This window comes from Flavobacterium sp. ASV13 (assembly GCF_000745775.1).
Classification (GTDB): domain Bacteria; phylum Bacteroidota; class Bacteroidia; order Flavobacteriales; family Flavobacteriaceae; genus Flavobacterium.
This window is the reverse complement of the sequence record NZ_JQJY01000004.1, coordinates 254,172-277,121: the sequence shown is the minus strand read 5'-3', so window position 1 is coordinate 277,121 and position 22,950 is coordinate 254,172. Positions and strand designations below refer to the sequence as shown.

Annotated in this window: 22 protein-coding genes; 12 read left to right on the top strand and 10 right to left on the bottom strand. The window is 33.2% G+C overall.

Annotation, left to right across the window (positions count from 1 at the left end; genetic code table 11):
• Nucleotides 1–140 precede the first annotated feature (140 nt).
• From GQ47_RS11895 to GQ47_RS11865, 8 genes are all read left to right on the top strand, one after another.
• Nucleotides 141–3,206: a SusC/RagA family TonB-linked outer membrane protein gene (locus GQ47_RS11895; RefSeq protein WP_035648756.1), complete on the top strand. Its 3,066-nt coding sequence runs from the start codon at nt 141–143 to the stop codon at nt 3,204–3,206.
• An 11-nt stretch (nt 3,207–3,217) separates the two neighbouring features.
• Entirely contained in the window at nt 3,218–4,717 is a 1,500-nt protein-coding gene (locus GQ47_RS11890) for a RagB/SusD family nutrient uptake outer membrane protein (protein WP_035648755.1), read from the top strand.
• 11 nt (nt 4,718–4,728) lie between these two features.
• A complete protein-coding gene (locus GQ47_RS11885; RefSeq protein WP_035648752.1) occupies nt 4,729–6,342 on the top strand; it encodes a PKD domain-containing protein in 1,614 nt (537 codons plus the stop codon).
• 11 nt (nt 6,343–6,353) lie between these two features.
• Complete coding sequence (locus tag GQ47_RS11880) at nt 6,354–8,024, top strand: glycoside hydrolase family 16 protein (protein WP_035648746.1); 1,671 nt, start codon at nt 6,354–6,356, stop codon at nt 8,022–8,024.
• Nucleotides 8,025–8,106: 82 nt separating this feature from the next.
• Nucleotides 8,107–8,865 carry a glycoside hydrolase family 16 protein gene (locus GQ47_RS11875; protein ID WP_035648744.1) on the top strand — a complete coding sequence of 253 codons (759 nt, stop codon included), beginning with the start codon at nt 8,107–8,109 and terminating at the stop codon, nt 8,863–8,865.
• Between the two features lie 303 nt (nt 8,866–9,168).
• A complete protein-coding gene (locus GQ47_RS11870; protein ID WP_035648741.1) occupies nt 9,169–9,753 on the top strand; it encodes an RNA polymerase sigma factor in 585 nt (194 codons plus the stop codon).
• Nucleotides 9,754–9,802: 49 nt separating this feature from the next.
• On the top strand, nt 9,803–9,946 hold the full coding sequence (locus tag GQ47_RS23640; protein ID WP_167498050.1) for a hypothetical protein: 144 nt from the start codon (nt 9,803–9,805) through the stop codon (nt 9,944–9,946).
• 501 nt (nt 9,947–10,447) lie between these two features.
• Nucleotides 10,448–11,509, top strand: coding sequence for a tetratricopeptide repeat protein (locus tag GQ47_RS11865; RefSeq protein ID WP_035648739.1), 1,062 nt, complete (start codon nt 10,448–10,450; stop codon nt 11,507–11,509).
• Nucleotides 11,510–11,681: 172 nt separating this feature from the next.
• Here the strand turns inward: GQ47_RS11865 and nth are convergent, their stop codons facing one another.
• Entirely contained in the window at nt 11,682–12,338 is a 657-nt protein-coding gene (gene nth / locus GQ47_RS11860; protein ID WP_035648737.1) for an endonuclease III domain-containing protein, read from the bottom strand.
• A 331-nt stretch (nt 12,339–12,669) separates the two neighbouring features.
• On the opposite strand from nth, the gene bcp reads away from it, so the two are divergent.
• Nucleotides 12,670–13,122: a thioredoxin-dependent thiol peroxidase gene (bcp, locus tag GQ47_RS11855; protein WP_035648735.1), complete on the top strand. Its 453-nt coding sequence runs from the start codon at nt 12,670–12,672 to the stop codon at nt 13,120–13,122.
• A 132-nt stretch (nt 13,123–13,254) separates the two neighbouring features.
• Here the strand turns inward: bcp and GQ47_RS11850 are convergent, their stop codons facing one another.
• The gene (locus tag GQ47_RS11850; RefSeq protein WP_035648731.1) at nt 13,255–14,715 is read right to left on the bottom strand and encodes a nicotinate-nucleotide adenylyltransferase; all 1,461 of its coding nucleotides are present in this window, start codon (nt 14,713–14,715) and stop codon (nt 13,255–13,257) included.
• A 90-nt stretch (nt 14,716–14,805) separates the two neighbouring features.
• Between GQ47_RS11850 and GQ47_RS11845 the strand changes: the two genes are divergently transcribed.
• The 3 genes from GQ47_RS11845 to GQ47_RS11835 are packed head-to-tail and all read left to right on the top strand — an operon-like array spanning nt 14,806 to nt 16,568.
• Nucleotides 14,806–15,570: an MBL fold metallo-hydrolase gene (locus tag GQ47_RS11845; protein WP_035648728.1), complete on the top strand. Its 765-nt coding sequence runs from the start codon at nt 14,806–14,808 to the stop codon at nt 15,568–15,570.
• Nucleotides 15,571–15,582: 12 nt separating this feature from the next.
• On the top strand, nt 15,583–16,086 hold the full coding sequence (locus tag GQ47_RS11840; RefSeq protein ID WP_035648726.1) for a hypothetical protein: 504 nt from the start codon (nt 15,583–15,585) through the stop codon (nt 16,084–16,086).
• A 47-nt stretch (nt 16,087–16,133) separates the two neighbouring features.
• Nucleotides 16,134–16,568 carry a hypothetical protein gene (locus GQ47_RS11835; protein ID WP_035648723.1) on the top strand — a complete coding sequence of 145 codons (435 nt, stop codon included), beginning with the start codon at nt 16,134–16,136 and terminating at the stop codon, nt 16,566–16,568.
• Nucleotides 16,569–16,640: 72 nt separating this feature from the next.
• Here GQ47_RS11835 and GQ47_RS11830 read toward each other — a convergent pair whose 3' ends face one another.
• From GQ47_RS11830 to GQ47_RS11795, 8 genes are all read right to left on the bottom strand, one after another.
• Nucleotides 16,641–17,210 carry a cysteine hydrolase family protein gene (locus GQ47_RS11830; RefSeq protein WP_035648720.1) on the bottom strand — a complete coding sequence of 190 codons (570 nt, stop codon included), beginning with the start codon at nt 17,208–17,210 and terminating at the stop codon, nt 16,641–16,643.
• 56 nt (nt 17,211–17,266) lie between these two features.
• A complete protein-coding gene (locus GQ47_RS11825) occupies nt 17,267–17,581 on the bottom strand; it encodes a helix-turn-helix domain-containing protein (protein WP_035648718.1) in 315 nt (104 codons plus the stop codon).
• Between the two features lie 14 nt (nt 17,582–17,595).
• Nucleotides 17,596–17,934 carry a type II toxin-antitoxin system RelE/ParE family toxin gene (locus tag GQ47_RS11820; protein WP_035648716.1) on the bottom strand — a complete coding sequence of 113 codons (339 nt, stop codon included), beginning with the start codon at nt 17,932–17,934 and terminating at the stop codon, nt 17,596–17,598.
• A gap of 159 nt (nt 17,935–18,093) precedes the next feature.
• On the bottom strand, nt 18,094–18,738 hold the full coding sequence (locus GQ47_RS11815; RefSeq protein ID WP_035648714.1) for an alpha/beta hydrolase: 645 nt from the start codon (nt 18,736–18,738) through the stop codon (nt 18,094–18,096).
• Nucleotides 18,739–18,804: 66 nt separating this feature from the next.
• The gene (locus tag GQ47_RS11810) at nt 18,805–19,197 is read right to left on the bottom strand and encodes a hypothetical protein (protein ID WP_035648712.1); all 393 of its coding nucleotides are present in this window, start codon (nt 19,195–19,197) and stop codon (nt 18,805–18,807) included.
• Between the two features lie 40 nt (nt 19,198–19,237).
• Nucleotides 19,238–19,564 (bottom strand): membrane protein, encoded by a 327-nt coding sequence (locus GQ47_RS11805; protein WP_026729205.1) that lies wholly within the window; start codon nt 19,562–19,564, stop codon nt 19,238–19,240.
• A gap of 4 nt (nt 19,565–19,568) precedes the next feature.
• A complete protein-coding gene (locus GQ47_RS11800; RefSeq protein WP_035648710.1) occupies nt 19,569–20,819 on the bottom strand; it encodes a dihydroorotase in 1,251 nt (416 codons plus the stop codon).
• A gap of 155 nt (nt 20,820–20,974) precedes the next feature.
• Nucleotides 20,975–22,903 (bottom strand): vWA domain-containing protein, encoded by a 1,929-nt coding sequence (locus tag GQ47_RS11795; protein WP_035648708.1) that lies wholly within the window; start codon nt 22,901–22,903, stop codon nt 20,975–20,977.
• Between the last annotated feature and the right edge of the window lie 47 nt (nt 22,904–22,950).

Sequence of the window (22,950 nt, the reverse complement as noted above, 5' to 3'; positions counted from 1 at the left end):
TTAGTTAATTCGAGATATTTTTTACGATATATTGAATTTAGTAACATTTTTTTTGTGATGTATGTTTTTTGTTGAGGTTAAATTTAGCGGATTCCTAATAGGAACGAATAAATTTATCTTTCAATAAAAACTAACTAATTATGAAATCGAAATTGTTACTAATTGTACTATCGTTGTGCACATCATTTGCCTTTGCGCAATCAATTGATGTTAGCGGAACGGTAGTAGATGGGTCAGGATTATCATTGCCTGGCGTAAATGTAAAAGTTAAAAGTTCGTCGCAAAGTACAACCACAGACTTTGACGGATCTTTTAAGTTAACCGGAGTTCCAAAAGGAGCTTCAATTGTTTTCAGTTATATAGGATACAGAACGCAGGAAATTGCAGTTTCTGGAACTAAAATGACTGTAAAAATGGCCGATGACGCAAAATCACTCGAAGAGGTTGTTGTCATTGGTTATGGTACTCAGAAAAAAAGAGAAATTACCGGAGCAGTATCAGTTGTTGATAGTAAAACACTGGACATCTTGAAACCAGCAAGAATTGAACAGGCTTTACAAGGAACAGTTTCGGGTGTGAATGTAACCACACAGTCTGGTGCGCCAGGTGCGGGATTAGATATTCGTATTCGTGGTATTGCTACAAACGGGCAAAATTCACCAACTGCAATTATTGATGGTTATGTTGGAGATTTTAGTTTGCTAAATCCAAACGATATTGAAACAATTACCGTATTGAAAGATGCTCAGGCAGCAATCTACGGAACAATTGGAGCAAACGGAATTATTTTGGTAACGACCAAAATGGGTAAAAAGAATTCGAAAACAAAAGTTTCATTCAACAGTTATGCTGGATTTCAAGAAACATCCAGAAAACTTCCAACGCTAAATGCGACAGAATATGCACTTTTATTAAATGAAAGTTATGCCAATGGAGGAAAACCAATTCCTTATCCAAATGTAAGCGGATTAGGAAAAGGCACAAACTGGCAAGATGAAGTTTTCCAGAAAGGCGCTCCTATTATTAATAATGATTTGACAATCTCGGGAGGTTCAGAAAACATTACTTATTCTATCAGTGGATCACATTTAGACCAAGAAGGAATTGTTGGTGGAGATAAATCGGGCTATTTGAGAAATACAGCAAGAATTGGTTTAGGCGCTGATTTAAGCAGTAAAATCAAGTTGAGAACAAATGTAATTTATACGTATTTCACCAGAAGAACATTAAATGAAAATGGTCTTGGATCTGTATTGTTTAATGCATTAAACGTTCCGGCGACTTTAAGTCCGTATAATGCAGATGGTAGTTTTACGCTTGTTCCAAACACTACAGGATTAGGAAATGAAATTATTAATCCACTGGCGCAAATTGAAAATTCATATAACGATTATAACTATAAAAAAATAAATGGAAACTTTGGACTGGATTATAAAATCTTTAAAGGATTTACCTTGTCTAGTGCCATTGGTTTTAATACTTCAAACAGCGAATCGAAAACTTTTGCACCGCAAATAAGCTATGGCGGAAAAGTTTTTGATGTACAAAGAAGTTCGGTTACTCAAGGAGCAGTAAATGATAACAACTATTCATTTGACCTTTATGGTACTTATGAAACAAAAATTGCAGAAAGTCATAATGTAAAGGGAACTGTTGGTACAACAATTTTTAAAGAATGGGGTAACGGACTTACAGCAACTGGTTTTGATGTACCTAATAACTCATGGCAATTTGCTGATATTTCTTTAACCAAAGGAATTTCAGAAACATTGACAAACAGTTCTTATAATTATGATCAAAGAAGATTGTCATATTATGCAAGACTTCAATACGATTATAAAGAGAAGTATTTATTGTCTGGAATGACCCGTCGTGATGCTTCGACAAAATTTGGACCAGGAAACAAAATCGGATATTTTTCATCTGTTACTGGTGGATGGATTGTTTCTAAGGAAGAATTTTTTGGAGAGCCTAAGTTTATCAATTTCTTAAAGCTAAGAGCTAGTTACGGAACGTTAGGAAACGACCAAATTCCGAATTATGGTTATTTAGGACTTTTGAACGGTGAAGCAACTTATGTTTTTGACGGAGCAATTGTAAATGGAAGTTCAACAGGACAGGTTCCAAATCCGGATTTAAAATGGGAAGAAGCGAAAAAATTCGATGTTGGTTTGGATATAAAAATCTTAAACGACAAAGTGTATATCGTTGCTGATTATTTCAATGATATCAGAAAAGATTTATTGGTGCCAAATATCCCAGTTTCAGGAATTAACGGAACAGGCGCTCCGGGCGCAAGTGCTCCAACTTTAAATGCTGGATCTGTTAAAAATTCAGGTTTTGAATTTGCAATTGATTACAAAGATAAATTCTCAGATTCTTTCAATTTTGCTGTAAGTTATAATGTTACGTTCCTTAAAAATGTTGTACAAGAAGTTAACAATGGTACAGGATTTATTGAAGGCGGTGCTTTCGGTGTTGGACAACCAGCGCCTTCACGTATGGAAGTTGGAAAACCAATAGGATATTTCTACGGATATAAAACAGATGGAATTTTCCAAAATCAGGCAGAAATTGATGCACATCCATCTCAGCTTGCTTTGGGCGCAAATGCAGCTCCTGGAGATCTTCGTTATGTTGACGTAAATGGAGATGGAAAAATCGATACAAACGACAAAACCAATATTGGTGATCCAATTCCATCTGCTACAATGGGTTTCAATATTCAAATGAATTATAAAAATGTTGATTTTGCAATGTATTCTTTCGCTTCTGTAGGAAATGATATGGTTCGTAATTATGAAAGAACGCTTTCTGATGCCAATCGTTTAAATTATGTTTTAGACAGATGGACAGGCGAGGGATCAACAAATTCTACTCCTAGAGTTACAACTGGAGCAACTGCAAACAATGTTTTTTCTGATTATTTTGTAGAAGATGCTTCTTATTTCAGAATCCAAAATATTCAATTAGGATATTCTCTTAATCCAAATGTGGCTCAAAAAGCGGGACTTACAAAATTAAGACTTTACGTTGGGGTAAATAATTTATACACATTTACAAAGTATAGAGGTTTTGATCCTGGTGCTTCATTTGGTCCGGGAAATCGTGATAATGTTTCTCAGTCTCCTATTGGTGCAGGAATCGATTATGGTTTCTATCCAATTCCTAGAACCTACTTAATGGGACTAAACTTTAATTTTTAATTTCAATTAAAATGAAAAAATATTTATATACAACCGTTATAACGCTTACTCTGTTTTCGACTTTATGTATTTCTTGTTCGGATGAGTTCGTGGATCCTACACCAGAATATTCTATTGATTCTGAGAACTATTTCAACTCAAAAGCAGATTACGATCAGGCGCTTATTGCAGCATATGATCTATTGCAAGCTTCGTATGCAAATGTCATATTAGGAGAAATTGCTTCTGATAATACATTATGTGGAGGAGAAAGCCCAACAGACGTAATTGGCTGGCAACAAATTGACGACATGATTCATACTCCGGTAAACAGCAATTTAAGAGATATCTGGAATTGGATGTTTGCAGGAGTTCAAAGAGCAAATTACATTCTTGAATTTAAAGATAAAACTGATTTTCAAGGAAAAAATCAAATTATAGCTGAAGCACGTTTTTTAAGAGCATACTACCAGTTTGAGTTAGTGAAATGGTTTGGCGGTATACCAATGAAAGGCGATGCGAGGTTTAAAATTGGAGATGAAAAAACAATCCCGCGTTCAAGTAAAGAAGAAGTTTTCGCTTCAATTGAAGCCGATTTGACTTTTGCGGCTGCTAATTTATCTCCAATTGCTTCTCAAAAAGGGCGTGTAACAAAAGGAGCAGCTTTGGCACTTCTTGGAAAAGCATATTTATATGAAAACAAATTTGCGCAGGCAGCAACTGCCCTTGACGGTGTAATTACTTCAGGTAAATATTCTTTAGTTAACGATTACAATTCCATTTTTGAAATGGATGGAGAAAATAATGCTGAATCTGTTTTTGAAGTACAATACACAGATGTTGAAGGAGCTGGATTTGGCTGTTTGCAATGTAGTGAAGGTAACGTAGCAGTTGGATTTAGCGGTGTGAGAAATTTTTCAGGACCACTTTTCTCTTCAGGATTTAGTTTTAATGTTCCAACAAAAGAAAGTGCAGATGCTTTTGAAGCAGGCGATAAACGTAAAGATGTTGCTATTTTAGATATTGCTGCTTTTGCTGCTGCAAATACTAATTATGATGGAGGAAAAGGCGTGAGCTACGGAAAAGGAAATGAAGACACAGGATATTTCAACAGAAAATACATTCCAAGAAAAAGAAGTTCAGCTGCAGCTGGAGATTTGAATTTAACAAATCCAAACAACTACAGAGCTATTCGTTATGCAGATGTTTTGTTGATGGCAGCCGAAGCTTACAGTCGTGCAGGAAACAATGACGCAAAATCAAGAGAGTATTTAAATCAGGTGAGAAGACGCGCTTTTGGAGATAATAATCACGATGTAACAGCTTCTGGACAAGCTTTAACTGATTTTATTTATGCTGAAAGAAGAGTGGAGCTTTTTGGTGAAGGACATCGTTTCTTTGATTTGGTAAGAACTGGAAAAGCTGTTGGAAAAATTCCTGGTTTTACAGCGAATAAAAACGAATTATTTCCGCTTCCAATAGAAGAAATTCAATTTGCAAACGGAAACTGGCAACAAAATCCTGGATACTAAAAAATACAATTATGAAAAAAATATATTTAATATTAAATCTTTTCGTTTTGGCAACGCTAATTGCTTGCGCAAACGATGATGCTCTTGATGTTGATTTAGACAGTGTGGCAGCGCCGACTAATGTTTCGGCATTGACGACCGTTACGCAGGATAATACCGGAAAAGTAACTTTTATTCCTACAGGAGAAGGAGCAACGCAGTACAAAATCAATTTTGGAGACGGAACTACAGAATCAGTTTATATTCCTTCAGGTGGTACAGTAACTCATACTTATAAAGAAGGAACGTATAAATCGAAAATTACGGCGATGAATGTGAACGGAAAAACAACCGAAGTAACGCACGATGTTGTGGTTTCGTTTAGAGCTCCGGAAAATTTGGTAGTTGAAATAACAAACGATTTATCAGTATCTAAAAAAGTAATGGTTAAAGCAACTGCAGATTTTGCTTTGTTTTATGATGTTTATTTTGGAGAAGCTGGAAAACCAGATCCAATTTCGGCAAACAATGGAGAATCGGTTTCTTATACGTATAAAGAAGCTGGTGTGTATACAGTTCGTGTAGTTTCTAAAAGTGCTGCAATCAAAACAACAGAATATACAGCTCAGGTTACTGCAAAATTGGTTGTAGCACCATCGGCATCAGCACCAACACCTCCAAACAGACAACCGGCAGATGTAATTTCGATCTACGGTACTAAATACACGAATGTTGCAGGAACAAACTATTTCCCAGATTGGGGTCAGGCAGGACAAGGAAGCAGCTGGGCAGAGTTTGATTTGAACGGCGATAAAATGTTGAATTACATCAAGCTTAGTTATCAAGGAATTGCATTAGCAGACAACGTAACAATTGATGTTTCAAAAATGGAATATTTACACATGGATGTTTGGACAGCCGATTTACAAAAAATTGAAACTTCATTGATTCAGACAGGGCCTTCAGAAAAACCTGTAGTAAAAGATCTTACAGCTAATCAATGGACAAGTATTGATATTCCAATTTCGGCATTTACAAGCCAAGGATTAACAGTTGATAAAATTTTCCAATTGAAATTTGTTGGAACGCCTTGGGCCGGAGGAACAGTATTTATTGATAATATCTATTTCTACAAAGCGCCTGCAGAATCAATCGCATTACCTATTGATTTTGAATCAGCGAACCTGACGTATAATTGGGGAGGTTTCGGAAATGTTATTACTTCAATGACAACAAATCCTGATAAAACCGGATCGAATGTATCTGATAAAGTGGTTAAATTAGAGAAAAAATCAGGTGCTGAAACTTGGGCTGGAGCGAGCTTAAATCTTGACGCTTCACCAGATTTTTCAAAAGGAACTAAAGTAAAAGTAGCGGTTTGGTCTCCAAAAGTTGGCGCTGATATTTTATACAAAATGGAGCTTTCAACATCACCAAAAGACGGAAACGGAAACCCAAGCGTTAATTTTGAAGTGCATGCATCAACTACAGTCGCAAATGCTTGGCAGATTTTAACTTTTGATTTGACAAGTGCAGCGAGTTTTGACGCTAGTGTAAAATACGACAGAGTAATTTTATTCCCAGATTTTGGACAATCAGGAACGGGAGCAACTTATTATTTTGACGACATAAAACAATCCAATTAATACGAGAAATCATGAGCAAAAATATAATTATAAAAATAGTATCCATATTTACGATTCTCTTGATGACGGGTTGTCAAAAAGATGATTTTACTTTTGGATCAATAGATTCACCAACGAATCTTAAGGTTACAGCTGAGATTATTGGTAAAACGACTGCAGCTCCAAACGGCGACGGTTCAGGAACAGTAAAATTTACAGCTACAGCAGATGATGCAATATCATATAAATATGTATATAGCGACGGAACATCAGACAATGCGCCGAATGGAGTGGTAACAAAACGTTTTACAAAAACCGGAGTTAATACCTATACAGTAACAATTATCGCTTCTGGAAAAGGAGGTGTAAGCAGCACAACTACAACTGATGTTACGGTTAAAAGTGATTTTAGTGATGCTGAAGCTGTGCAATTCTTGACTGGTGGTACTTCTAAAAAATGGTATTGGTCGGCTTCAGAAGCAGGACATTTAGGAGTTGGTCAAAATGATGGCGATGCTACGAAAAATTACTATGGAAACTATTATCAAGCCGGAGCTTGGGAAAAAGCAGGTTCGCCAACAAGCAGCTGTTTATACGGAAACGAACTGACATTCTCTCTTGAAGGTGGTCAGCTTAAATATCAGTTAAACAATGGTGGAGCAACATTCTTCAACGCCGCATTTGAAAGCGTAGGAGGAGGAAGTTCAGGATCTGATGCGTGTTTGGCTTATGATACTTCCGGAAAGAAAACAGTTTCATTGAGTCCTTCAGAATCTGTTGTAATGCAAAATCCAAATCATGCAACGCAAACAAGAGGAACAATGATGAATTTCTCTGATAACGGATTTATGGGTTATTATATCGGTCAGAGTTCATATGAGATTTTATCGATTACAGCAAATAGAATGGTTGTAAGAGCCGTTATGGGCGGAAATGCATCATTGGCTTGGTATCATATTTTTACAACTACAAAACCAACGCAAAACCCAACAACGCCAGATAAAGATTATACAAATTTAGTTTGGTCAGATGAATTTAATACTGATGGAGCACCAGATGCTTCAAAATGGGTTTATGATTTAGGACGTGGCGATAACGGATGGGGAAATAATGAAAAACAGAATTATACTAATTCGTCAACAAACATAATTGTTCAGGGTGGTAATTTAAAAATTACGGCTAAAAAAGAAGCTTCTGGCGGAGCAGATTATTCTTCAGCCCGATTGAAATCTGAAGGAAAATATAAATTCACGTATGGAAAAGTTGAGGTACGTGCCAAACTTCCAATTGGAGGCGGAACTTGGCCGGCAATCTGGATGCTTGGTGCAAATTATGCAACAAATGCCTGGCCAGCATGTGGAGAAATAGATATTATGGAACATGTAGGAAACAGCCAGAATGTAATTCATGGCACACTTCATTATCCTGGACATTTCGGCGGAACAGCCAATACAGGTTTTAAAACAATCGCAAATGTTTCGACAGAATTCCATATTTATAAAACAATTTGGAGTCCTGAGGCTATAAAAATATATGTAGATGATGAGTTAATTCATTCGGTTCCTAATGATGCGAGTTTACCTTTCAACAAAGACTTTTTCTTAATTTTGAATGTTGCTATGGGAGGTAATTTTGGCGGTAATATTGATGCGGCTTTCACACAATCTTCTATGGAGATTGATTATGTAAGAGTGTATCAATAGAATATAAATTAATTAGTAAGAATGAAATGAGAAGGTCAGTTTAGGCTGGCCTTTTCAATTTTTATAAATTTAAAAGTAGACTATGAAAAAAGTGTTTATACTGCTGTTAATCAGTAGTGCTTGTTTTGCACAGGAAGTAAAAAGAAAACTTGTCTGGGAAGAAAATTTCAACAAAAAAGAATTAAATGAAAAAGATTGGAATTTCGAACTAGGAGACGGTTGTCCTAATCTTTGTGGCTTTGGAAACAATGAAAGACAAATTTATACCAAAACAAATCATGAATTTAAAGACGGAAATTTAGTCATAGAAGCCAGAAAAGAAGGCGCTAAATACACTTCGACTAAAATTACAACTAAAGGAAAAAAAGAATTTAAATACGGCCGAATCGAAGCCAGAGCAAAATTGCCAGTTGGTCAGGGAATCTGGCCCGCATTCTGGATGTTAGGCGCTAATATTGATGAAATTCACTGGCCAAAAGCAGGTGAAATTGATATTTTAGAATATATAGGGCGTGATCCAGGAATGGTTTATACCACTTTGCACACACAGGATAGCCACGGAAACACAATCAATACAAAAAGAACGCCATATCCTAATATTGAAGAAGGTTATCATGTGTACGCAATCGAATGGACAAAAGAAAAAATGGATTTTTTTGTAGACAAAACTTTGGTTTATACCTTTAATCCTCCGGTTAAAAATGAAGATACGTGGCCTTTTGACAAACCTTTTTATATTATTGTCAATTTAGCAGTTGGAGGAAATTTTGGCGGACCAGAAGTTGATGATAAAATTTTTCCGCAAAAATACTATGTTGACTACGTACGCGTTTATCAATAAAAAATTAATAAAAGAGATATAAATAACTATAAGTATTTAAATGTAAGTTATTTATGTCTTTTTTTTATTGCTTTTTATCTACACATTATTTAATGATTTAACGGACTTTTCCAATAAAAATTAACTTATGTGTCTATTTTTTAAGTTTTTATTGTTAATTATTCTGTCTTTTATTTGCTTTTTAAAATAATAATTTGTTAAATTTGATGACTTAATTAACATAACCAAAAAAAGAGAAGCCTATACAATAAAATTACTTTTTAGAAAATTACTCCAAATTAAAAACCTAAAAAAGTAAGTATTATGGCTCATCTGCACATTCCAGACGCTCTGTTAGTCAAAAATTATATTGATGGCAATGAAGTTGCGCTGTCAACATTAATTAAAAGGCACGAATCTAAGATATATGGTTTCATATATTCTAAGATTGCCGATAGAGATATTTCAAATGATATTTTTCAAGACACTTTTATTAAGGTAATCAAAACCTTAAAAAGCAATTCCTATAATGAAGAAGGTAAATTTTTGCCTTGGGTAATGCGTATATCTCACAATTTAATTGTAGATCACTTTCGTAAAACCAAAAAAATGCCAATGTACAGAGAAACAGAAGAGTTTTCAATCTTCTCAGTAATGTCTGATGATTCATTGACTATTGAAGGAAAAATGATTCTTGATCAAGTCGAAATTGACTTAAAAAAACTAATTGAAGAACTTCCGGATGATCAGAAAGAAGTACTGGTAATGCGTATGTATCAAGATATGAGTTTTAAAGAAATCTCTGAACTGACAGACGTTAGCATCAATACAGCATTGGGAAGAATGCGTTATGCGCTAATGAATTTGAGAAAAATAATTGATAAACATCAAATTATTTTAACCAACTAATACTATTTTGAGTATTAACTCGTTATACTGTATATAAACATTTTACAGTATGGCAAAAATTTACTCTAAAAAAGCGTTAGCTTCTAAAAATTTAAAACCTAAAAAAGAAGTTGTTTCTTTTTTACTTAGCTATTCACAAGCGTTAACTGTTGTGAAAATTGAAAATAAAAGTTTTGATATTATAGCAAATTAAATAATAGGCTGTTAGGCCGAAGCTTGACGCTAACGAAAAAACCAAATGGTCGTTTTGGTTAAAAGCTCACTATCTGTATATAAAATATTGATAGTGAGTTTTTTTTATGCTTTTTTTTTAATCTTCAATAATTATGATATATTAGCAACGTTAAAAAAATGTTATATTTTAACAAAAAAAAGAATAGTATTCTATTGCGTATTCACTTTTTAATTCTATTTTAGATAAAAAATTAGATTCTTTGCAGAAAAAAGAGAAAATAATGATATTTATAATGTAAATACTGTTAAAGTTTAATTTTTTAAAAAATGACAAAAGAAATGTTTAATTCCCTAATATGTTTAATTATGATAAAAAACTACTCTAACTAACTATTCAGTTTGATAACTTTTGAATCCATGGCGAGGATGTCAAAAGTGCAATTTTGTCCAATTTCATGGATAACCAGCAAAATTGCTCAGAGAAGAACCCAATCTATTTAACTATCAAACTTGATCGACAATGAAAATGAAACTTATGATTTTATCAATAGTATTGATAAACGTTGCGGCTTATGCCCAAAAAGCACAAATAAAGGATGCACAGGCTCTTTTTGATAAAGGTAATTCGCAAGAAGCCATAGCTATTTTAAATAAGTCAGAATATCTTATTATAAATGCACCAGATGAAGATAAATCTGATTTTTATTTTTTGAAAGGAAATGTATTAAAGGATTTAGCTAGTAAAAATGTTGATGCAGCAAACAACTTCAGCCTTGCTTCACAAGCTTATCAGGACGTATTTTTATTCGAAAATGAATCTGGAAAGTTTAAATATACGGTAAAAGCCGGTCTTGCTTTAAAGGATATGAAATCTAATTTAGTGAACGGTGCAATGGCCGATTTCAAAGCAGGTAAATTTAAAGAAAGTGCTGAAAAAAGCTACAAAGTATATTTGTTTGACAAAAAAGACACGCTTAATTTATTCAACGCGGCTTCTTCATCTTTAAATGCAAAAGACTATGGTTCAGCAATTAAATATTATGAAGAGTTGAAGAAAAAGAATTACTCTGGAAGCGGGGTTATTTATTATGCTACAAATAAAAAAACGAAAGAAGAAGACGCATTTATTTCACCAAAAGCAAGACAATCTGGGATTGACCAAGGTCTTTATGAGAAACCAAGAACAGAATCGGTTCCTTCAAAAAGAATAGATGTTATCAATAATTTGGCTTATTGTTACATGGAAAATAAAGATTATGCGAAAGCGGAAGCGACGTATAACTCTCTTTTAGAAGTAAATCCAAATTATATCGATGCTTATATTAATCTTGCGTATTTAAAATTGGAGCAAAAAAAGGCTTTGGCTGATGAAATTGCTAACTTAGGAACTAGTCCAAAAGAAATGCAGCAATATGATAAACTAAATGCTAAAAAAGATGATATAGCAAGAAGCGCAATTCCGTTTCTTAAAAAAGCACTTACTATAGAACCTAAAAATCCAGATGTAACAAAAACGCTTTTAGGAGTTTACAGATCGCTTGATATGACAAATGAATACAATGCTTTAAAAGCGGGAATGTAATTTAAATTAGATAATTAGAAAATGAGATAATTAGAAAATGAGATAATTAGAAAAATTAGATAATTAGATAATGAGTTTACGATGAACCATCATTATCTAATTTTCACATTATCAAATTGGCACATTAAAAAAATAAAAAAAGGCACAAAGTTTTAAACCTTTGTGCCTTTTTTTATTTTGTTGCTTTTGTCATTTCCTCAATTATAGATTTCTTTCCTATAGTTCTTGTTATAATATCTTTTTCAAGACTCCAGCCTCTTGCAGGAGAATATTCGCGTCCGTACCAAATAATTTGCAAATGAAGATCGTTCCAAATTTCTCTCGGAAATAATCGTTTTGCGTCTTTTTCGGTTTGTACAACATTTTTTCCATTAGAAAGATTCCATCTGTACATTAATCTATGAATATGTGTATCCACTGGAAAAGCAGGAACTCCAAAAGCTTGAGACATCACAACACTCGCTGTTTTGTGCCCAACTGCAGGCAAAGCTTCAAGTGCTTCGAAACTCTGAGGCACTTCACCATTGTGTTTCTCAATCAAAATTTCAGATAAACCGTGAATTCCTTTGGATTTCATCGGCGACAATCCGCACGGACGAATAATTTCCTTGATTTCCTCCACAGACATTTTTACCATATCATACGGATTATCTGCTTTGGCAAACAACAAAGGTGTAATTTGGTTCACCCGCACATCAGTGCATTGTGCCGAAAGCAAAACAGCAATTAATAAAGTATAAGGATCTTTATGGTCAAGAGGGACAGGTATTGTAGGATAGAGTTCTTTTAACGTATTTATAACAAATTGTACGCGAGCTTCTTTATTCATTTCCGTATTTTTAATCCCGTAAAAATAGTATAAATTTTATGATGTGCCTAATCCAGCTTTCCGTTACAACTCCTCATTATGTCAGTAACATTTTTAAGTATTTAAAAGAGCTTCCGTTGGTCGCTTTTTAAATACAAAAAATGTAAACTGTCATAATTCCGGGGTTTTCACTACAATCTGGGGCATGTAAAAAGCTATTAATTATGAGTTGTGAATTATGAATTATGAATTATGAATTTTGAGTTATCTTTATTCTTTGCTCTTTTTTCTTTGCTCTTTATTCTTTATTCTAAAATCAACAATCTAAAATCTAAAATCTAAAATAAAACATATGACAACATTAAAAGCAGGTGATAAAGCACCAAATTTTTCTGGAACAGATCAAGAAGGGAAAACACACAAACTGGCAGATTACGCCGGAAAAAAATTAGTGGTTTTCTTTTATCCAAAAGCAAGTACGCCGGGCTGTACTGCCGAAGCTTGTGATTTGAGAGATAATTTTCATCGTTTTCAGGCGAATAATTATGAACTTCTTGGTGTAAGTGCCGACAGCCAGAAGGCGCAGACAAAATTCAAGGAAAAATACGAATTGCCATTTCCTTTATTAGCCGATGAAGATAAATCGGTTATTAATGCTTTTGGGGTTTGGGGACCAAAGAAATTCATGGGAAGAGAATACGATGGAATCCATAGAACAACATTTGTAATCAACGAAAACGGAATTATAGATGAGGTAATTGAAAAAGTAAAAACAAAAGAACACGCAGAGCAGATTTTGAAATAGTTTTTTTTGTTTCAGGTTTCATGTTTCAAGTTGTCTTGACGAGTAAATTTAACTGCAAAGCATGTAACTTGAAACTTGAAACAAGAAAAACTTGAAACAAAAAAAGTCCCTTTAACTAGGACTTTTTTTATATTAAGAATTTTGTTCTAGTTCTTTCTGTGGATGATATCCAAAAAGATGATGTTCTTTTATAATCTCAGCAACTCCAGAAGGAAGCATTGGTTCCCATCCCGATTGTCCTTGTCCAATCATTTTTAATACCTGACGTGAGAATACATTTAATATATCTGGATTGTAGTCTTTAATGTCAACCACTTTTCCGTTGAATTTAAAGAATTTGTACAATTCTTTCATTCTCGGATGAACTTTCAAATTATCAGAAGTAATAATTTCGCCATTATCACCTAACATTGGATATAAGAATACTTTCATGTCTCGGTAGAATAATTTTCCGAAAGCTTCTAGGATTCCACCACTTAAATGACGGTAATATTTCTCATCAAAAATATCAACAAGGTTGTTTACACCCATTGCTAGTCCCATTCGGGCTTTAGTATAATTAGAGAAATATTCTACTACTTTATAATATTCCTGGAAATTCGAAATCATAACAGTCTGACCTAGCGAACAAAGCAATTCGGCTCTGTCCATAAAATCACGTTCGTCAATTTCACCGTCAGAACGTAGGTTCGAAAGTGTAATTTCAAAAACGGTTAAAGTATTGTCTTTGTCAACTTTATTCTCGCTGAGAAACATTTTTAATGATTTCTCATACATGTCAAGATTTACATTCGTTACAGGACGGAAACTTCCTCTAAAAGCAAGTAGATTCTTTTTGTATAAAACAGCGGCTGGCAATACGTTTTTCCCCTCTGGGTTAAACATTACGGCATCCGTCATTCCGTTTTTAACTAATTGCAAACTCATCAATCGGTTGTCAACATCAGCAAAACGAGGTCCAGAGAAGTTGATTGTGTCAATTTCAAGTTGATCTTTGTCTAAGTGATCGTATAAATAACGCAGTAAACGTTTTGGATCATTGTATTTGTAGAATGCGCCGTAAATTAAGTTTACACCTAAAATTCCAAGGGTTTCTTGTTGTAATCTAGCGTCAGTTTCTTTAAAACGAATGTGAAGTATAATTTCGTTGTAAGCTTCGTCGGGTTCTATTTGGTATCTGATTCCTACCCATCCGTGGCCTTTAAATTGTTTGGCAAAATCTATAGTTGCTACTGTATTGGCATAGCTGAAAAAAAGTTTGTTCGGGTGTTTTTCTCGGCTTAAACGTTCTTCGATCAATTCTCCTTCAAACGTAAGCATTTTTTTGAGTCGGTTTTCTGTCACATAGCGACCGTCAGCTTCGGTACCGTAAACGGCATCACTAAAATCTTTGTCATAGGCAGACATCGCTTTTGCAATTGTTCCCGATGAACCTCCGGATCTGAAAAAATGCCTAACGGTCTCTTGTCCAGCGCCAATTTCGGCAAATGTTCCGTAAATATTCTCGTTTAAGTTAATGCGTAACGCTTTGTCTTTTATAGAAGGAATCTGTTCGATGACCTTGTCACCTTTGAGTTTTATTTCTGTACCCATTTTATTTTAAATAGATTTGTTACAAAGTTAGTAAATTAGGCTTCTAATGAAAGAGAAATAATCCTATTTTTGTAAAAAAATTAAGTTCAATTGAAGGTCTATTTTTTAGGTACAGGTACTTCTCAAGGTATCCCGATTATTGGGGTTGATCATCCCGTTTGCAAAAGCACTGATGCTAAGGATAAAAGGCTCCGCGTATCCATCTGGATTTCATGGGACGAGCATTCTTATGTTGTAGATTGCGGTCCGGATTTCAGACAGCAAATGCTTTCTTGTGGATGTCGAAAACTCGATGCTATTTTATTTACTCATGAACATGCCGATCATACAGCAGGTCTGGATGATATTCGTCCGTTTAATTTCAGACAAGGCGAGATTCCGGTTTATGCTCATCAGCGTGTGATTGATAATTTGCGTCACCGTTTTGATTATGTTTTTGAAACCGTGAACAAATATCCGGGAGCGCCAAGTGTAAAAACAATAGAAGTTGTAAATGATAAACCTTTTGCTGTTGGAGATAAATTGGCCATTCCAATAAATGTCATGCATGGTGATCTACAGGTTTTTGGTTATCGCATTGACGATTTTGCTTATTTAACCGATGTCAAAACAATTGAAGATGCTGAAGTTGAAAAACTGAAAAACTTAAAAGTATTGGTAGTAAATGCACTTCGTGTTGAGCCTCATGATACCCACTTTAATTTACAGGAAGCGCTTGATTTTATAAATCTGGTAAAACCTGAAAAAGCCTATTTAACCCATATTAGTCATGTTTTAGGTTTTCATGAAGAAGTTCAAAAAAGCCTTCCGGAAAATGTTTTTCTGGCTTACGATAATTTAGAAATTACAATTTAATTATACCACAAAATGAAAAAATCCTTAATGCTTTATCTTTTTCTCCTTGCAATATTAATGAATGTTTTTACTTATACGTTTTACAGCGGCCAAGTAAAATTTGAGCAGGACAGATATGATAAAACTACTAAGAAGCTTAGAGACAGCATCAATCTGGTTTCTGGAAAACTAGCCGAAGCCGATTATTTTTCGCTGGAGCATAACGAAAATGCACAAAATTACTTTGACAACAGTGCTTCTGGCGGGAAAGTGATTTTATATGAAAAACTGATTCCGGTTGTAACTGAAAAGTTATTAGATTTAAATGCAAACCCGAAAGGAAATCCATATACTGGTCAGGATATGATTGGCGGAAAGAAATTCATCATCAATAAAATAAAAATTTTAAACCATAGATGGATTATTGCGGATTACAGCAATGGTGAATTATGGGGAGAAGTCTTGTTAAAATACTTTGTTGATAATGACGATAATATTACCTTTGAAGTAAATCAAACTTGGTTATATCAAAAATAGGATTTTTTAATCCTATTTTTTTTGCTCAATTTTAAAATTATAGGATTATGAAAAAGATTATTTTGTTTGCAATTATGGTCATGGCTGCATTTTCTTGTGCAAAAAAAGTATCGCCAGAAAAGACAGATGTTCAAGAACCAAAAAATGAGCCTAAAAAAGAAACAGTAGTTGGAGCTGATTCTGATGTTCATGGATGTAAGGCTTCAGCGGGATATACCTGGTCAACGCTTAAAAAAGAATGTATCAGAGTTTTTGAAGGAACAAAACTATCACATTACGATGACGGAAAAGAATATACTACTGCATCATACGTAATTTTTGATGGAAACAAGGCAGAACTTTTCTTAGATACTCAAAAAGAATCCATCATTTTAGAAAGAAAATCGGAAGGTGATTCGTGGGTAAATGGTGATTGGCAATTAATTCCTTGGAAAGGATATGTTTTGAAAAAAGGAGAGAAGATTCTTTATACAGGACAATAAAAAGTAAAATGTAAAAAGTGAAATGTAGTCTGGTTTATCCATTTTACATTTCACTTTTTTTATTTCAAATATTTAAATTATTTCTTTAATAAAATCAGAAGTAACAACCTGGGCAAATTCTTCGTTTAAACTTGCTAAAGCGGTTTGATGAATTATTTCTGCGGAAAACGCTTCCCCGTTTACGCCTTTTTTATTGAAAGTTGCTGTTGCATCAGAAATCAAATGTACAGAATAAACAAAATTTCCAGCCATTCTGGTTGTGGTTGAAACACAATGATCTGTTGTTAATCCAACAATAACAAGATTTGTGATTTTGGCATCATCAAGAAGCTCTTTTAAATTTGTTCCGATAAAAGCGCTATTGACATTCTTTTTAATGACAGTTTCATTTTCAATTGGTTTTACAACATCCTGAAATTCATTTCCGGGATTTGTTTCATTCAAAATTGAATTTGGATTTGAGGAACAATGCTGTACGTGAAAAATGGGCAATTTTTTAGCTCTCCAGATTTCTAGAAGTTCACTGGCTTTTTGTTCTGCATCAATATTATTTCGGTCTCCGCCCCAATACGCAACATCATGAAAACCTTTTTGAATATCAATTAAAATTAATGCTGGATTATCAAGTTTTGTATCGCTCATATCGTAGATGGTTTATAAAATGTTGTTATAAATTTTTAAATGAAATTAGATTAAAATTACTTATTTAAGCTGATCGATAAGTCGGTTAATTCTATTTGAAATTTAACTTTAGCTTTTAGAGCTGTAAAAACTTTGACAACAGTTTCTAGAGTTACATTTCCAGCATTTTTTTCAAGTTTAGATATCTGTGCTTTTTGAACACCAATTAGCTTCCCTAATTCTTCCTGAGTTAAATTGCGTTCTTTACGAGTTTGTTTAATCGCATTTCCAATTAAATCCATTTGTAAATCATATTCAAATTTATCTCTTGCAGGAGTTCCAATTTTTCCAATGATTTCATCAGTTACTTGATTTAAGGTATATGTTTTCATATTTTTAAATTGGATTAATCTTTATTTTTAAAATATTCTAATCTTAGTTTTTGTGCTTTTGATATTTCTTTATTAGGAACTTTACTTTGTTTTTTTATAAACCCATGAGTGGAAATCACGAGAGTATTTTGTGTATCTGTTTTATCCCAAAATGCTAATAATCTATACTGATTTCCATGATATAAAGTTCGGAATTCCCAAATTTTATCATTTAACTTCTTAAAAAGCTCAGGATCATTTTTTGTTTGTGATTTTCTAATATTGTAAAGTATTTTTTCCGAATGTTTCGGTTTTAATTCTTTTAGAAAAGTAAAGACTTCTTCTAAAAAGATTACATCATAAAATTTCTCCATTTTTCTTCCTTACAAAAATACCCAAAAGTTTCCTTTTAAAGAAACTTTTGGGTATTTAATTATTTTAATCTTTTTTAAATTAACCTAATTTGGGTTATGAGACTAAAATACAATATTTTGTTTTTGGAATCACAATAAAGTGTAATCTTTTTCTTTCTTTTATGAAATTAACCAATTCTTAAAATCAAAGAAATTCTGTGGTGCAACGCCATGTCCAACAGGATATTCTTTATAAATAGCCGGAATATTTAATTTCTCTAAAATAGCCGGAGTTTTTCTAGCCCATTCAATCGGAATGACTTGATCTACAGTTCCGTGTGAAGCGAATATTTTTAAGTTTTTAAAATCGTTATTTTCAAAACCTTCTTTTATGATTTCTTCATTGAAATAGCCACTCATTGCAACTACTCGCTGAATTTTTTTCGGATAAGAAAGTGCAGTCGCATAACTTAAAATAGATCCCTGACTAAATCCGATTAAAGTAACATTATTAGCATCAATTGGATAATTGGCAACTAATTCGTCAATAAAAGAAGCAATTACATCACGAGAAGTTTTTGCTTGTTCGTTATCTGAAAATTTATTCTGATCGGCATCAAAATTAATTGCGTACCAAGCGTAAGCTCCGTATTGTAAATCGTAAGGTGCTCTTGCAGAAATGATATAATAATTATCTGGAAGTTCAGAGGCAAAAGAGAATAAATCGGCTTCATTGCTTCCATATCCGTGCAATAAAAGCAATAACGGATTTTTATGTAAAATTACTTTTGGTTCTTGTATTTTATATTCTAAAGATAGATTCATTTTTTTTAATTTTAGTCTCGGTCTCCGTTTTTCAGTAAAACTTAGACAAATTGTATTGAGAATTATTTATTTAATTTTCGTAGTAGTACTTTCAAACCATTTTTCGAAATTATTAATTTTAGACCTTGTGCGATATTCGCTGTCATTTATTTCAATAATTTCGTTAAAGATTGTGTCCTTCGCAAATTGCTCTATAATCTTCGGATCTTTAATTTCCTCATTTCCTTTCAGTAGCTTTCGGCCATAAAGTAAAAAACTACAATCATTAAGCCATTTTATTTTATACCTGATAATGTTACCATTTCTGCTAAGAGTTTCAGTATGAAATTGTTTGGTTCTTTCTATTATTACTTTACCGCCAAATTTACTTGGAGTTTCAAATTTACCTGTTTTGAAATTATCACAATCTAGAGAAATGTTAGTCAGAACTATAATAACAATAGGTATAAGGAACTTCATGGGAGGAATTTGTTTAATAAAAAAATCGTAGTTTTCTTTCTTATCCTATAGATTTAAACCATTTCTGGAATAGATTTCCAACTAATGGAATTGGTCTCATTTGTCCCTGAATAGCATTAAAAATACCAAAAGTCCACAGAATTGAAATACAAATCCACATTGGGAAAGTGATAAAAAAGCTGTCGAAATTGCTGATGATAGCTCCGAAAGAAATAAAAGTCAGGGATAAGCCTAAAGCCTGACGAATATGAAAAGAAGCAAAGCTGTTTTTGTTTTCAGAATTCATGCTCATCGCGATCAAAACACCAATGATTAAGATGTAACTGGTAATGGCAATTGATTTTCCTTCTTCGACTGTATTGTTCATTGTATTATTTTGTAACAAGTTGATTTTGATTGAAAATTCCGTACACGGAACCTTTGGTTTCAGTTCCTAAAAAAGCAGAATTTTTAGATTTTGAAAGAATGTTTTCTTTCGTAAAAGTTGATTTTCCTTCGGTTGTAAATAGAGTGAAATTAGCTTTTGCACCTTCTTCAATTGAATTATTTTCTACACCGAAAATAGTTCTTGCAGAAGTTAGTTTTGCAACAATAGTTTCGACTGGTAAAACAGTCAATAAAGATCCGAAAGCACTTTCTAAACCAATGGTTCCATTTTTGGCCATATCAAATTCCATTTTTTTGAATTCAATATCAATCGGATTGTGGTCTGATGTAATCATGTCGATGGTTCCATCAGCAATTCCGTTAAGTAAAGCTTGTCTGTCAACTTCAGTTCTTAATGGCGGAGTCACTTTAAAACGTGTGTCAAAACCGTCTAGTTTTTCATCGGTTAAAACTAAATGATGTACAGAAACACTTGCAGTTACATTTAAACCTTTTGCTTTAGCTTCTCTAATCAATTGAACCGATTTTGCTGTAGAAATTGTTGGAATATGAAGTTTTCCGCCTGTATATTCTAATAAAAATAAGTTTCTTGAAATTTGCAGTTCTTCCGCTAAATTCGGAATTCCTTTTAAGCCTAGTCTCGTAGAAACAATTCCTTCATTTGCAACTCCGTTTCCTTTAATGTTTGGATCTTGCGAATATGCGATTACTAATCCGTCAAAATCCTGAACATATTGCAAAGCAATTTTTAAAATATTAGCGTTGTCGATACTTTTGTTGTAATCTCCAAAAGCAATCGCTCCGGAATTTTTCATATCAAAAAGTTCTGCCATATCTTTTCCTTCGCTGGCTTTTGTTAAAGCTCCAATTGGGAAAATTTCAGTTGCAAAACCGTTTGCTTTATTTTTTACAAAATTTACCTGAGATTGATTGTCAATAATAGGTAAGGAGTTTGGCTGCAATGCAATTGCTGTAAAACCGCTTTTCGCTGCAACATTTAATCCGTTTGCAATAGTTTCTCTGTCTTCGTAACCTGGCTCTCCAAGAGAAACACTGCTGTCAAACCAACCTTGAGAAACGTGAAGATTGTCAAATCGTACTACTTCGGCATCATCGTTTGGAAGTGAAACGCCAATTTTTTCTATTAAACCATCTGCAATTAAAAGATCAACGGTCTGATTATGAAACGGACTTTTTGAGTCGATAATTTTGGCGCTTTTGATGATTAGTTTCATATTTTGGATATTTATTTTATTCAAACATTAAATGTTTTTGTTTTTACCATTAAGGAATTAAGTTAATAAAGGGAGGAACTTAATTTTCTAAACATTAAAAAAGTAAGTTCATAAAGTAAAAACTTAATAATCTTAATGTCTTAATGGTAAAAAAATCATTTTACAAATTTTATAATTGCCATTTCTAATGCTAAAAATAACAGTGCAAAGATAACAAACCATTTCCAAATTTGGCTGTCTGTTCGTTCAGTTTGTAACGTATTAAAAATGGTCGAAATTGTATCGGCTGTTTTGAAATCGGAAACTACATTTGTGTTTACCTGACTAAGGTCGCTTTCTGTTCTTTTGTAATTGAAACTCAAGTTTTCAACCCATTCTTTTTTGTCAAAAATGCTATAATTTCCAGCTGTTTCCGGGAAATCATTAAATGTCAATTTGACTTTATTATTTAAAATTTGCTGAATTGGAATGAAGGAATCTTCAGTTCCTTTTACTTCTAAAATGGCATCTTTTGTCAATAAAACATCCACAAAATACGGTTGATTGTTTCCAATTGTCAATGCATTTACGCCAGTTTTTTGATTGTTTTGCGCTATTTTATAAAATAATGGAACAATCAAAGGCGACTGCTGAAAATTCGAATTCACACTATTTATTGGTGCTGAAAAAATAGTAATTCCGGAAACCGAATTTTGAATTGCCGTTACAAAAGGACTTTGGTCTTCATAAGATAAAACAGCCGGATATGGACTTGAAACCGCAAATGAAGAATTTGTTTTTGGATATTGGAAATTCGTTATTTTATTCTCAAAAACGCCAGAGAATAATGGATGATCGAAGTTGATTTTCGTAATCAGTTTACTTTCAGTTTTTAAATAATTAAACTGGATTTTTCCAAAATTCGCTAAGAAAGAATTAAAGTTCGAAACTGAAGTTTTTTCAGAAGGAATGATGACCAAATTTCCGCCTTTTGAAACAAAAGCTTTTAAAGTGGTTTGCAATGCCTGAGGAACTTCAATTAATTCATTTAAAATGATTGTATTTTGTTTTTCTAAGCTATTATAGTCCAAAGAACTAATTGAATAATTGTTGTAATTGAATTCGGCTGGCGTGTAAATTCTGGATAAGAAATTACTTTTTTCCGGTTCGCCAATACTGATTACGTTCGTTTTTTTGTTTTTAGAAATACTGAAATACAATTTGTTATCATAAGTCAAACCATTATCCTCAATTGAAACATAACCATGAAAAGCTTCTTTTGGAATCGTAAAATTGATTTTCTTTTTCTTTGCATCAAAATTGATGATCGTTTTGGCAATTAACTTATTTTGATTATATAAAGCTGTCGAAATCGGACTAAAATCATCACCATAAGCAGATAAATTTACACCAATTTCGTAGAAATTTTCCAAAGTCTGATTGATATAAACGCTGTCAATTGAAACGTTATTTTTTTGTTCGGCTTCAGGAATTATGAAATATGGTTTTTCCTCAAAATCAATATTTTTAACGTCTTTTTCAGCCAAACCAACTGCATCCGTAATAATAACAATATCTTTTTTATATGCTGATTTATGGGCTTTTATTTTTGCCAAAATAGAAGAAAGCTCAAAAGGAGTAGCACTATAATTTAGATTTTGCAACGCACTCTTTGAAGCTTTAATATCAGTATTCCAATAATTTTCGGTGTTTGTTAAAAGAGAAAATTGAGTGTTTTCCGGCGTGTTTTCCAGTAATTCCTGAACGGCACGTTTTAGTAATTCTCCTTTTTTTCCTTTTGCCTGCATACTGAACGAATTGTCTAAAACAATATACATTTCATTCGTGGCATTTTTGCTGTCTTTGGCTTCAAAAAAGGGTTGAGCAAAAGCAATAATTGCACATGTCAGAAGCAATAATCTCGTGGCAAGTAATAATCGTTTTTTGATTTTTGAGCTTTTACGAGTCTGAATAGCAAGTTCTTTCAGGAAACGAACATTGGTAAAATAAGAAGTCTTAAAACGTCGTAATTGAAATAAATGAACCAAAATTGGAACAATCAATAAAAACAGAAAGTATAGAATTTCGGGATGTTTAAAATGCATTCTGGCTTCAATTTACTTCGCTACGTTTTGTTTTTCGCGAAGATGCA